The following is a 13,326-nucleotide window of genomic DNA, read 5'->3' on the forward strand; positions in this document are numbered from 1 at the left end:
GGGCAAAGCCAATGCGCGAGCCACCCGACTTCTTCACTTACGAACCGGTTCCCGGCCAACCCGGCTGGTATACTTGGGATATGGCCGATAATTCGCGCTTCAACACGCAAGTAATGGGCGCAATGAGGGTGCGTCAGGAGGGCGACAAATGCCGCCTGCGCATGTTTCCGGAGCACAAACACACCAATCTGCAAGATATGATCCACGGCGCGACCACTCTGTCGCTGATCGATATCTCGCTATTTTCTGCCATGCATGTGCTGCGCAAGAGCGAAGCCGGAATGGCGGTAACACTTGAGCTTTCAACGCAGTTTATCGGTGGCGGCAAACCGGACGAGCCAATGGATGCGGTGGTCGAAGTTATGCGCGAAACAGGGCGATTGATGTTCATGCGCGGCGAAGTTGTACAAGGCGATCATCTGGTGGCTGCATATTCCGGACTCGTCCGTAAAGCGTCTCCAAAAGCATGACGGAAACGCCGATATCGCGCTACGAAGAGCTAGTCGCTGCCGGCGAGCTTAAGCCTGATCCTGAACAGAAATCCGCAGCCCGGCGTCTAGCACTGTTACGACAGGAACTCGCGGCCCAATCACCCACCGGCTTTCTCGGCAAACTGTTTGGGAAGGCGCCACCGCCTCCGCGCGGGATCTATATGTGGGGCGGTGTCGGGCGCGGTAAATCGATGCTGATGGATCTGTTCCACGAAGCGCTTCAGATCAATCAGAAGCGCCGCGTACATTTCCATGCTTTCATGCAGGAAGTGCATCAAATGATCCGCTCCTGGCGCGAAGCTGATCCTGGCGATCCCATTCCAAAAGTCGCTCACGACATTGCGCAGGAAGTCCGCTGCTTGTGCTTCGACGAAATGGTGATCAACAACTCCGCTGATGCGATGATTATGAGCCGCCTGTTCCGCTCTCTGATCGTGGATGAGGGGGTAACGGTAGTGACAACCTCCAACCGGCCTCCATCCGATCTGTATAAAGACGGGCTCAACCGTGAGCATTTTCTGCCGTTCATCGACTTGATCGAAGATCGTCTGGATGTGCTGCCGCTCAACGGGCCGGTGGATTATCGCCTCGACAGGTTAGGCGACATTGATACGTGGCACTCGCCGCTTGGAGACGCAGCCACGGCACAGGTACGCGAAGCATTCTTTCGCCTCACCGACTACGCACCCGAAGATGCCAAAAATGTGCCTTCTGGAGAACTGGATGTCGGCGGTGGACGGATGCTCTACGTGCCGAAATCGCTCAAAGGCGTAGCGGTGTTCAGCTTCAAGCGTCTTTGTAAGGAAGCGCGCGGCGCGAGCGATTACCTGGCGATCGCAAGAACTTATCACACGGTCATCGTGGTCGGGATTCCGGTCATGAGCGCCGAGGACCGTAACGAGGCGGCACGCTTCGTCACTCTAATTGATGCACTGTATGAGCACCGCGTGAAACTGTTCGTGACCGCCGCTGCTGAACCAGAACAACTCTATCAAGCCGGCGATGGTAGCTTTGAATTTGAGCGGACAGTCAGCCGTCTGATGGAAATGCAAAGCGCCGAGTATATGGCATTGGGTCATGGCCCCAGTGACTAGCCACTAAGCGGCGTTTGCCAGCCTCTTCTGGGCGGAGGCCAACCTGCACATTACCTTCAGATCACGTTCGCTAAGCTGTAAAGCCGCGTCGGCCCACAATTCGGTGATACGGTTAAGCTCATCAAGCTGCAAATCCCAAGACAGTTTCATCGCCCGGCGAGCATTGACCAGCCCGGCATGGCGCCGATCCGACTTCTTGATGAAGTCGCGGCACACATTCAGCCCTTCGCCTTTCTCGGCCAAATGGTGAACCAAACCAAGCTCGTACATCTGCTCAGCGGAGTAGGTCTCATTGGAAACGATCAGCCGATCGGCCATCGCACTTCCCAATTTGCGCGAGAGGAATGCATGCGCACCCATCCCGGGAAACAGGCCGAACATGATCTCTGGCAGTCCGAATGTCGCATCACGCTCTGCCACGATATAGTCGAATGACATCAACGCTTCCCAGCCGCCGCCCAATGCAGCGCCCTCGACGAGACCGATAGTAAGCATCGGAATGTCTAGCGTATTCATGTTGTTGTGCAAAATCTCACAGCAACGATGGCCGTAATGTTCGAGACCCTCGCGATCACGCTCACGGATCAAATTTTGAAACAGGGTGAGGTCGCCACCGAAGCAAAATACGCCCGGCGCACGACTGCCAAGGACAAGATATTTGAGCGGTACTTTATCGGGACCGAAGCCTTGCGAAATCAACTTCTGCCAATTCTCAAAATCGCTCAGCATCGTCCGCGTAAAGCTCGGGCGGCCCTCGGGCCGCATATAGGTCCACAATGTCTGGGTATCTTCCTGATACATAACGTCGAGCTCTTTCAGAGCCAGAAGTCCGTCAGGAATTTCTGTGTGAGAAAGATCGTGATCAAGCAGATGCTCATCACCTTCCCCAAGGGGCATAACGGTTCTCGAGACGCTGTCCACGTCTTCTGTTACCCTTCCCGATCCAGCCGTAATCCGATCCATTGCGACCCCTTTTTAGGATGAATGCGGTGTACTGATCACCACCTTGCTACAGCCATGGTGACTCGCTTGGCAAACACTTATTTTCCAGCTTGAATTTTCCAACGTCCCGAAAATGGCCAGTTGGTAAGTAATTGTGACTCTTTTTCTTAGACTTAGCGCACGACCTGCAGATGCTTTATTGAGCGCTCAAGCATAAGCAATTGCCAAAGAATGCGGCCATGATCGGCACGCTTGGCTATGTGATCATCGGCAATTTTGGCCAAGGCGCGCGGGTTGAACCATCCGGTACGCGCCAATCCTGCGCTCGAACTAATAGCTTTCGCTTCACCAGCAAGCGGACCACGGAACCAATCAGAAATCGGCGTAACAAATCCCTGCTTCGGCCGATAAAGGATATCGTTCGGAAGATAGCGTTCCATCGTGTGTTTCACGAGCCACTTGCCCTGAGCACCGCGTACGCGGGCGCGGTGCGGCAACTGGGCTGCGAATTCAATCAGGCGATGATCCAACAGCGGTTCACGTGCCTCGAGGCTTACCGACATGCTGGCGCGGTCGACTTTGGTCAGGATATCACCCTGTAGCCAGAACTTAAGGTCAGCATATTGCGCACGGTCCAATCCGGACCTGGCAGGCGCATTGCGCATCAAATCGATTAGTGGTTGCTCTGCGCGGTATTCACCCAATTCACGTTTTAGATCGTCCGAGAACAGCTTCTGACGTAGTTCAGGAGGAATAACCGAGAGTGACCGCGCATAACCCGTCGCTCCATCTTGAGCGAGTGACTGCAAAGTGGATTTGGCTCGCAGGGGCCGCGGAGCCCAATCTGCTTTCGGCCAAACCGCGCCCAATCCACCGAATATGGGTTTGCGGAGGGACTCAGGAAGCATTGCCCTCGCCTGCTCTTCTCGAGCGTGGAAGATTTGGCGGCGATACCCAGCGAATGCTTCGTCCGCGCCGTCACCCGACAACGCGACAGTTACATGCTCGCGGGCCAACTGGCACACGCGCCATGTTGGTAGTGCAGACGCATCGGCAAACGGCTCATCGAACATGCCGACAAGCCGGTCGATCTCTTGAAAATCGTCGGGCTGGACGGTGCGGTTGTAATGATTGGTACCGAACAGGCCGGCTACCTTCTCGGCATAACCTGTTTCATCGAGCGCGGCGACGTCGAAGCCAATCGAGCAGGTCGTCACAGGATCGCGGTGTGATTCTGCCATCAGCGCGACCACACTGGATGAATCCACACCACCAGATAGAAACGCGCCCAACGGTACGTCAGCATCCATGCGAGACGTCACGCCCTCGCGCACATGATGAAGCAACTCTACGGAAAGGTCCGCATCTTTGCCTTTCTTGCGGTCGGCAAAGCTCACATCCCACCACTGGCGCGGCGGCTGGGCAGGCCGACCGTGCCTCAACAAGCGGAAATGGCCAGCCGGGAGCTTTTCGACACCCTTCAGGATCGACCTATGATCGGGCACATAGCCCCATGTCATGTAGTCCTCGATCGCTAACGGGTCAGTTTCGCGGCGTAGGAGCGGATGCGCCAGCAGGCCTTTGAGTTCGGACGCGAATGCCAAGCTGCCATCGCTCAGTGGTGCCATAAATAGCGGTTTCACGCCCAACCGGTCGCGCGCAAGCAGCAACTCTTTCCGGTTACGGTCGTAAAGAGCGAAAGCGAACATACCATGCAACCGCTCCAGACAATCTACGCCCCAGCGCTGCCATGCGGCCAGAATAACTTCGCTATCGCCGTCAGTCCGGAAAGTTGCACCCTGCCCCTCAAGCTCGCGCCGAAGCTCCCGAAAATTGTAGATCTCGCCATTGAATACGAGAACCGCATTACCATCCGCCGAATGCATCGGCTGGGGTGAACCCTCGATATCGATGATCGACAGGCGGCGGTGCCCCAGTCCCACGCCAGCATCGGTCCATACGCCTTCGCCGTCAGGACCGCGATGCTCCAGTGCGTCGCACATACGCTTGATACGCGCCGGATCGACCGGCTTGGGTGTCCCGCAATGGAAAAGGCCGGCAATTCCGCACATCGGCTGCGCCCTAACGTAGGCCCGCGATGCGGTCCATCCATTCGCTTTCATTGCCGATAGATTGGCGGAAAGCTGCGATAGAAGGAGCTGGTTTCTGCGTTTCGGTCTCTTCTGCCGATAGGATCAGCATCATCGTCGGCTGAGCGCGGAGCAATAGCCGGTCACGCATATTGGCGAGCTTCAGCTTGGCGGCACTCCCAGTGAGGATATCGCCGTGATGGAACGATGTCTGCGCCAAGCGCTTCACTTGCCCGTTGGCGAGGAGGTAATCGCTTACTGCTTGCGGCACCGCTTCGCCCGGGGCCAACCAACGCCACTCTTTCTCTGTCGACAATGCGCCCTCACCGTAAGCACTGGCCTCTCGGCCTTCTTCCTGAGCGGCATAGAGTGCGAGAAACACGTCTACCTCTTGGCCAGCTTCACTGCGATAACGCCCGAGCAAGCGGTGGTCCGCGCCTGTTGCCTTGGGTGACCAATCGACAAGTGGTGCGTAGTCTACGCGTGTCCATCCGTTCACTTCCGGCAAAGTGATCGATGCAGGCACCGCAGCTTCCACTTGCGATGCCATCGCATTCCAACCGCCGAAGAGGACGAGCATACCCGCTACCACGCCAAAGGCCATGTTCCCGCCGATAGTCGCAGCAATCAGGTTCTTGAACCAATGGTGAGTCTCGATAGCCGGCAAATCAATACCAAGGTCTTCGGGGTCACGATCAAAATAGCGCCACGATGCCGCCAGCAACGCGGCAACAACCAGCGCAAAGAATACCCAGCCGTAAAACACATGGTCGAACCCGGCAGCGAATTCGATGCCTTGCGATTGCGCGATGTAGATCGTTCCCCATGCGCGTACGCCATTGGCAAGGATCGGCAATGCGATTGCCGCCGCCATAAAGGCGGCCCGGCGCTTCCAACTTTTGAAACAACTGTAAGCAACAAGGGTGCCAAGCGCGATCATAGCGATCAGGAATTTTACACCCGAACATGCCTCGGCAACTTCGAACAAGCCTGCGGGTGTATCGATGAACACGCCGTCGATAATTGCCGGAATACCGCTCCATTCGGTCAGCGCGATAACGAGATCAGCGGTGACCATTTGCAGCGTTGGCACCAGCTCGTCACCGAACGGCACCAGAAACAGCATGTAGGTCAACGGGAACAGGTTTGCGGCTGCAATGCGCGGCCCTAGCAATACCAACGTGCTGGCCTGCAGCGCCAGCACGGCGCCAAGTTGGCTTACCGTGTTCACACCTGCGAGCGAGCCGATTAGCCAGAAGAACAATGCTATGCCAACTGCCAACAGACCCGGCCACCACGCGACAGGCTTTAGGTGGCGCAGCTGATCGCGCCGATCATAAATCAGCCAACCGACTATGAATGGTACGAGCAGAATGTGATTGTAGGTCGAGATGTTCCACCACTGGTCGAACATGGAAAGCCAATCGCGAAAGGTGAGCGCGATGATCGCCAGCCACGCGAGCGCTAACCGGCCTAGCGGTAAACGCCAGTGATCGGGGATGCTCTGCAGCAACTTTCCCTCGCCTGCGGTTCCAAGTGACAGACTACGCGGCATCGCGTTGGCGGCCCTTCGCCTGACCCGATTGTGGGGGATAGCCGCACAACTCCGCTAGAGGTGCCAACATGGCCTCCCAGCCCTGCTGCTCGACCACATGGCGGCGCGCAGCAGCAGCCATCAACGATGTCGATGGTCTATCAGCAAGCATATCCAATGCACGCTCTACTAACGCCTCATCGGTATTGGCCACCGCGAAATGCTCACCATTGGTTGCATCTATGCCTGTTGCAGCCTCGGGAGAGAGCAACACGGGCCGGGCCATCGCCATCGCCTCGAGCACTTTGTTCTGTACACCGCGGGCTATTTCCAACGGCGCGATCACAATATCTGCGCCCGCGAGAAATGGCCGCACATCGGGAACTTCGCCCCACACACGAATACCCGGCTCACCATCTCGCTTGGTCAGTTGACTGACCGGAGCCCGACCGACGAGATGGAAGCTAGCCTCGGGATGCACCGCGCGGATTTGCGGCATCAGTCGATCCATCACCCGCAACGCAGCACCAATATTCGGTGCGTAATCCATCTGGCCAGTGAACACAAAGTTCGGGCCGCTGGATCGCGCAAGGTCAGGATGCGGCTCGCAATTTAACGGGTCGAAAAATTCGGTATCGATACCGTTGCGAACAGCACCGGTCTCACAGCTCTCGTGCGACGTAACGCGCGAACGAAAAAGTGCCTCTTCAGCCTCGCTGACAAACAATGTGCAGTCGGCTCGCTGTGCCAATTGTTCTTCTACTTGCGCGAGCATCACGCCTTCACGTGCATCAATCCATTTGCGCGGGAATTTACCGTCTTCGGCATAGGCTTCGAATTTGGCGGAATCGACATCGCAAAGGTCGATTACGACCTTTCCCTCGAACGAGGCGGGAATGTACTGCCCCATTTGCCCCGAGAATACGAAGATCGTCTGGATATTCCGCTCTTGAATTGTTTTGACGACCCAGTCGGCCAGAGCGGCATCTTCAAAGGCAGTCAGGCTGACTGGCTTTCCCGTTGCAAGCGCTTCAATCCCGGCCCGAGCCATGGATTTTGAACGACGCGGCAAGCAATAGCTTTCTGCGAGTTCGCCAAGCAGGTGCTCATGCTCAAAATCATTGTCAGTATCGCCAAAGCAACCGACATGAACGGGCGCGAACTTAGCCAGCGCCCTCAGCAAATGATGTGAACGAATTTTGTCCCCGCGATCAGGTGGAAACGGCATTCGGTGCGCCAGAAACAGGATATGGCCCATTAGGCTAGTCCTTTGGCAATAACCGGCCCGATGATATTCGCGACTTTCAGCGGCAAGCGCTTCCACAGATCGATCTTGGCAGAGTAGGCTTCGCTATTGGGATTGATATCGCGCTTCGCATGTCCCGGCGCAGTCCAACTGGCGTAGCTGAGCGGTTGCGGCTCGAAGCCCCAATTCTTCTTGTAATTGTAAGGTCCGCTGCCGGTCTTCGAACGCCCAAAGTCAAACCGCTGCATACCGCGTCTGCGCGCGTGGAGCATCAGCTCGAAATACATCCGTTCGTTGGCGCGCAGATGACGCGCGGCGAATGTTCCACCGCCCCAATAGGGCATGACTGCGCCGTCATGATAGAATGATAGAACGCTGGCGACAGGAACGCCCTCATGGCGAACAGTTAGAATATCAGCATCAGCGCCGAATTCATCGAGCATAGCATCAAAAAGTGCGCGCGGAAAAACCGGAGTGCCGAGGTTGCGGACACTCTCTGCATAGACGGCATAGTGCGCCGCCCGATCTTCTTCGCCGCCGCCGACAGATACTTCAAGATCGAGCTTCAGGCTCTTCCGGATCTCCGCGCGCTGCTTGCGCGGAATCGCGAGCAATTGCTGCTCGTCATCCTCGGCTAAATCGGTAACGAAACCCGCATGGCTATCATCACAATGATGCCAGTCTCGTGGTGCATCACCACCGCGCAATTCAATTGTCGGACAAGACTTCCGGATCGCCAGTTCTTCAACTGAACGGCACAATTGCACCACAGTCTTGGCACTGCTCGCCAACGCTCCTCCACCGACACCAAATCCGCTCGAGACTAAGGCCCTGCCGAAAAGCGGCGAATGCACTTCGCTGAGTGGCAGCCAGCCCGTAACGTTCCCGCATTTCTCAGCAACGAGGCCAGTCGCTCTCTGACCGGTGCTCGTCTCCACCGCTCGCAGCCACGCAGGGCGGTGAAACGGTGTTCCGCCCATCTCGGAGACAAAACTCTCTATCCGCGCGAACTCACCCGGATCGCGCAATTGGACAAGCGAAATGCTCTCCGCCGAAAGAGGAAACGGCGCGTTCATGCGGCCCATTCATCCTGTAGAGCTTTGGCAAACGCTGCCTCGCGCTCGGCGACTTCGTCCATTCGGCCCCATGCAAAATCGTCGATCAATTCGCGAAGTTTGGGTGCCATCTTCTTCAGGTTTGTGTAGTGGCGCAGCCGCGATTTGATCGGTGCGCCGGGAACCCTTGGCTGATCTGGATCGACTTCCCAAGGATGGAAGTAGAACACCGCTGGGCGGTTCTCCTCACGATTTACTTGGCGAATGGCCCAGCGTGAGAACGCGTAAGGCAGCACACGGAAGAAGCCGCCCCCGCCAGCAGCAACGCGGCGCCCGCCGAGTATTGCGGTCGTAACCGGAATTTCGACTAAGTCCGAACCCTCCAGCGGATTGAATGCAAAGCGCGGTGCTTCGCGCCATCCGTAATGGTCATGTGCAATCGGCGCGACGCTACTGGAATAGGTGTAACCTTGCGCCGCCAATTCTTCGTAGGCCCATGGCGTCCGCTGATCGATCGAGAAGCTGGGCGCACGATACCCGGCGATCTTCGCGCCAGAAGCATCCTCGAGGATCGCCTGTGCCTTGGCGATATCTTCGCCGAATTCCTTACGGTCAAAGGTGAATACGCGTGCGTGGTCATAACCGTGGCTGGCCAATTCGTGCCCAGCTTCTACGATGCGTCGCATCAGCGGACCATGCCGCTTCGCCACCCATCCCAGCGTAAAGAACGTCGCCTTCACATCGGCTTCGCCGAACATGTCGAGGATGCGCAGGACATTGTCTTCCACGCGCAGCGCCAAGCCATCCCAATCTTCGCGGTCGATAACATTTTCGAACGCGCCAACTTGGAACCAGTCTTCAACGTCAACCGACAGGCCATTGATGACCGCAGTGTCCGCCTCTGGTTTTACCGGCGAATGTTCCATCCGGAACGCTCCTCTCAGGCGGCTTCCACTCGAGCGGGCTGCTCGCTTTCGATCCACTCGATCATCATGGTAAGCACATGGCGCACAGTGCGCTCTTGCTCATCAAGGCGGGCATCCATACCGGCAATTTTCTCGACCAGTTCCTTGGGAAGTTCGACCTCGCCAGACTTCGCTTCAACCGCGCGCGACAGTTCGACAACAGCTTGCTGCAGTTCTTTGATCTGGGAATCGCGTTCAGCCAAAATCGCGTCGATCTGACCCTGCGCGAGTTCCTGCATCACAGGCGCTGCAACAGCTTCCGGTGCCGCTTGAACAGCCGCTACATGCTTGACCGGGCCGGACAATGGCATTGCGGCCGAGCCGACGTCATTGTCGCCGTCAGCAACAGCGTTGTCGCCTTGCATCTCTTCGACCACAGAAGCCAGCATCGCGCTGTCGATCTTGGTGCGTTGTTCAACCGCGCCGAGCAGTAACAAACGTGTCGCTACTTGGTTCACGCGGCGCGGAACACCGCCCGTTGCTTCGTAGAATTCAGCAAAGATTGCATCGTCAAATTCAGGATTACCATCCCAACCAACACAGCCAAGGCGGTGCTCGATATAGGGCTTGAGTTCCGCTGGCTCCATCGCACCGAGGTGGTGCGCAGCGATTACCCGCTGACGCAGCTGCTCAAGCGCCGCGTGTTGCGCGAGAACTTGTTTGAATTCAGGCTGACCCAGCAGCAGGACTTGCAGCAAGGGATGCGAACCGAGCTGGAAGTTCGACAGCATCCGAAGCTCTTCAAGCGCTTCGACAGACAAGTTCTGCGATTCATCAACGACCAGCATGGTGCGCCGACCCGCGCGGGCCTCATCATGCAGGAAGTTTTCGATAGCGCCCAGCGCGCTCGCCTTGTCCTTGCCTTCAACCTCAAGACCGAAGCTTTGCGCCGCGACATGAACCAGTTCTTCGCCGTCCAGATTGCTGGTGACCACCTGGCCCACCGTCATCTGTTCACGGTCAATCTTCTGCATCAAATGCGCAACGAGCGTGGATTTACCTGCGCCCACTTCACCGGTGATCACGATAAAGCCTTCGCTCTGCGCCATGCCATATCCAAGATAGGACAGTGCTTTGCGGTGCGTTGCACTTTCAAAATAGAAATTCGGATCAGGGGTCAGCTGAAACGGTCGCGCCGTTAATCCGTAAAATTCATCAAACATTGAAATGGTCCCCTAGGATCAGAAGCCGAAGCGCAAGCCAACAAGGGCCGATGCTGCGGTGAAGTCTTCAGCCGAAACGTCGCTGTCGAGGCTGTCGACGGCGATCGCCGCTCGTGCCGACAAACGTGACGAAATGCTGTGATTATAAGCTGCGGATGCGCCAATCGCAGTCACGTCACCAGCGAGATCAAACCCGCTATTGAAGTAGTTGTAATAAGCGTTGGTGCTGAAGTTGCCCCGCTGGCCAACTTCGCCCGACAGGAACAGCGCTGCGTAATACGACTCATCGGTCACACCATCTGCTGCGGCCAGAACGGTGCCCGGCGTCGCAATAAAGCGGCGGCGGTCATATCCAGCGCCCACACCTGCATTTAGACGGCCGATATTGGTCGAATAGCTTACGGCGACACCGCGTGAACGGAAAATCGACGAGCGAACCGAGCCAAGCGCACCGTTGAGACAGTTTGCACCGTCTTGACCCGAGACACAGCCACCCAAACCGCCGGTAAGCGGATTACGACCGGCGGTGAATTCAGTCGGAAGGTTGGCGAGCGCGGTGTTCAACTGATTACCAAAGCCGGAAACAGTATCGTAGACCGATACAGCCAATGAACTGCGGCTATTCGGCGCATATGACAGGCTACCGTAATAGCTTGTTGAATCGTAACGACGACCGACATTCGCCGTCAACGAAGTGCGGCTGCTTGGACGCCAGATTACACCAGCATCCCAAATCAGACCTGAAACGTCATAGGCAAGTTGGCGCGGCTGGCTAGTATCCGTAACGAACCGCCCGTCCGGGCCAATCACCGGATCGCCATTTACATCGCGCACTGCATCGCGGCTTGATACTTCGACATCCTCATATCCAATACCGGCAACCAGCGCGAGCGATGGAGTGACCGGCAGCGAAATATCACCCCGGACATAGACATCGCGAAATCGCTGATCGAGATTGGAAATATCTTCCTGATTCCACCCGGCACCGACGCCAACGCCCACTGGCAATGGTTCACCCGGACGGGTTGCGAGATGCACTTTCGCGCTCTGCGATACACTGTCATCGAAAACGTCAATTGGCGTTGCGCCTGGTGCGGTAACAAGACCATCCGGTGCTTCAACGCGGGTATAGCCGATACGGTAGTTCGCATTGACTTCGACATCGCCAGCGCGAGTGCTCAAAGTCGGACCTGCATAAGCAGAATAGATCTGACTATCGGTTCCGCGATCATCGAGCGATGCAAGGTTGGATGCACCATTGCCGTCAACACGGGTTTTGGCCGCAAGTGCCCCTGCTTCAACGGTCAATACCTGCGGAACAATAGAGGCATATCCGCGCGCGACGCCGCTGATAGTATCGCTGTCCACGCTATCATCACCGTAACCAATGTTGCGTTCGTAGCGCAGCGATACAGAGCCGCCATTGTTGCGCCCTGTGATCGATGCATCAACGCCCGCAGCGACTTGGGTGTAGGTCACCACTTCATCGCCGGGGGACAACTCTGCAATCGCGATTTGCGAGACTTCGATATAGGGTTCGACATTGACTGCGCGAGTGCGCGAGTCACCTTCTTCATCGCTAGAATCCTGCGCCAGGGCAGGCGAAGCCGCGCTGATCGCTACGAGTGCACCGACCAAGGCGGTTGTGCGTTTAAGGGCGAGTTTTCTCATGACGGGTTATTCCCCATATCCATAGTAGGAGCCGAAATTCCGGCCGCTTGGACTGAAATGCGCTGCATTAAGCAGCAACTTGATGTCCGGACATGCGGAGAGGAGCTGGCAAGCATCCTCCAAAGCGCTTTGTCCGGTCTTATCCGCCCGTGCGACAAGCACTGCTTGCCCCACATGCTTTGCAAGCTCGGCTGCCGGTGATGCAGCCAAAGCAGGCGGAGAATCGAAGATAATAATGCGGTTAGGCGCACCGACCGTCAGGCGATCGAGCACTTCGGCGGTGCGTTCACTGGCCAGATATTCGCTATCCGATGTCGTATTGCTTCCCGATGGGAGCACCCATAAGCCAGGAATATCAGTGCCTAGCACCAAATCTTCCACGTGAACGTCTGGATCAGCAAGACAATCCATAAAGCCCGGCCCTTTGGGCAATCCAAGAGTCGAGAGGATCGATGGTTTTGCGAAATCGCCGTCCACCAACAGCACTTCGCTGTCGCGCTCAGCCGCCATGGCAATCGCCAGATTGGTCGCGCAGAAGGTTTTGCCTTCGCCCGGATGCGGCGAGCAGATCAGCACGCGGCGTGAACGCCCCGTACCTTTTTCACGCGCAGCTTTGATCACTTGGCGTTTCACGATGCGAAACTCTTCGATCAAGCCGGTGACCGTACCCTCAGGCACAATCATGCCCTGATCGCGCAAATGCTCGCGATCAATCTCATATTTCGGGCCTGACAGCGTGATGGCGGAAACTTCCGGTTCAACCACGATCTCGCGCGATGCCGCTGGAACCGGTAGGTTTACCTCAGGTTCGGGCTGATATTCGGTCGGCACAGCGGGTTTCGCAGCTGGCGCAGCTTCAACTGTTGCTGCGGGCTTTTCCGCTTGCTCCTTAGGCTCGGTGTCTTTCACCTTAACTTTGGCGCGCTTCATCTCGCGTTCGGGCAACTTGCCTTTGATTGGTGCTGCCGTGAACGGATCAAAGCCGAATGCGCCGCTGGCACGCTCGAACAGCGAGCCGTCAGTGCTACCGCCTTCGCCGTCTTTCGGGAGTGGGATGTTCTTATGTTCGGTCATA

At 56.8% G+C, this 13,326-nt stretch carries 11 protein-coding genes; 2 read left to right on the plus strand and 9 right to left on the minus strand.

Going from position 1 to position 13,326, the window contains the following annotated elements; all coding sequences use genetic code 11:
• The first annotated feature begins 11 nt into the window (after positions 1–11).
• The gene (locus J9777_RS05475) at positions 12–470 is read left to right on the plus strand and encodes a PaaI family thioesterase (protein ID WP_209347744.1); all 459 of its coding nucleotides are present in this window, start codon (positions 12–14) and stop codon (positions 468–470) included.
• Positions 467–1,585: a cell division protein ZapE gene (gene zapE, locus J9777_RS05480; protein WP_209347745.1), complete on the plus strand. Its 1,119-nt coding sequence runs from the start codon at positions 467–469 to the stop codon at positions 1,583–1,585. The genes J9777_RS05475 and zapE overlap by 4 nt, the downstream gene beginning before the upstream one ends.
• Positions 1,586–1,588: 3 nt before the next feature.
• Here zapE and J9777_RS05485 read toward each other — a convergent pair whose 3' ends face one another.
• From J9777_RS05485 to J9777_RS05525, 9 genes are all read right to left on the minus strand, one after another.
• The gene (locus J9777_RS05485) at positions 1,589–2,548 is read right to left on the minus strand and encodes a crotonase/enoyl-CoA hydratase family protein (RefSeq protein WP_245228513.1); all 960 of its coding nucleotides are present in this window, start codon (positions 2,546–2,548) and stop codon (positions 1,589–1,591) included.
• Between the two features lie 152 nt (positions 2,549–2,700).
• The gene (locus J9777_RS05490) at positions 2,701–4,599 is read right to left on the minus strand and encodes an XrtA/PEP-CTERM system amidotransferase (RefSeq protein ID WP_209347746.1); all 1,899 of its coding nucleotides are present in this window, start codon (positions 4,597–4,599) and stop codon (positions 2,701–2,703) included.
• Positions 4,600–4,609: 10 nt separating this feature from the next.
• On the minus strand, positions 4,610–6,172 hold the full coding sequence (xrtA, locus tag J9777_RS05495; RefSeq protein WP_209347747.1) for an exosortase A: 1,563 nt from the start codon (positions 6,170–6,172) through the stop codon (positions 4,610–4,612).
• The gene (locus tag J9777_RS05500; protein WP_209347748.1) at positions 6,162–7,409 is read right to left on the minus strand and encodes a TIGR03087 family PEP-CTERM/XrtA system glycosyltransferase; all 1,248 of its coding nucleotides are present in this window, start codon (positions 7,407–7,409) and stop codon (positions 6,162–6,164) included. Before J9777_RS05500 ends, xrtA begins: the two co-directional genes overlap by 11 nt.
• Positions 7,409–8,473 carry a FemAB family XrtA/PEP-CTERM system-associated protein gene (locus J9777_RS05505; protein ID WP_209347749.1) on the minus strand — a complete coding sequence of 355 codons (1,065 nt, stop codon included), beginning with the start codon at positions 8,471–8,473 and terminating at the stop codon, positions 7,409–7,411. The genes J9777_RS05500 and J9777_RS05505 overlap by 1 nt, the downstream gene beginning before the upstream one ends.
• A complete protein-coding gene (locus tag J9777_RS05510; RefSeq protein ID WP_209347750.1) occupies positions 8,470–9,378 on the minus strand; it encodes an XrtA system polysaccharide deacetylase in 909 nt (302 codons plus the stop codon). Before J9777_RS05510 ends, J9777_RS05505 begins: the two co-directional genes overlap by 4 nt.
• Before the next feature lie 14 nt (positions 9,379–9,392).
• Complete coding sequence (locus J9777_RS05515) at positions 9,393–10,580, minus strand: XrtA/PEP-CTERM system-associated ATPase (RefSeq protein ID WP_209347751.1); 1,188 nt, start codon at positions 10,578–10,580, stop codon at positions 9,393–9,395.
• A gap of 18 nt (positions 10,581–10,598) precedes the next feature.
• On the minus strand, positions 10,599–12,251 hold the full coding sequence (locus J9777_RS05520) for a preprotein translocase subunit YajC (protein ID WP_209347752.1): 1,653 nt from the start codon (positions 12,249–12,251) through the stop codon (positions 10,599–10,601).
• Positions 12,252–12,257: 6 nt separating this feature from the next.
• Positions 12,258–13,325, minus strand: coding sequence for a capsular biosynthesis protein (locus J9777_RS05525; RefSeq protein ID WP_209347753.1), 1,068 nt, complete (start codon positions 13,323–13,325; stop codon positions 12,258–12,260).
• Between the last annotated feature and the right edge of the window lies 1 nt (position 13,326).

This window comes from Pontixanthobacter sp. CEM42 (assembly GCF_017812015.1).
Classification (GTDB): domain Bacteria; phylum Pseudomonadota; class Alphaproteobacteria; order Sphingomonadales; family Sphingomonadaceae; genus Pontixanthobacter.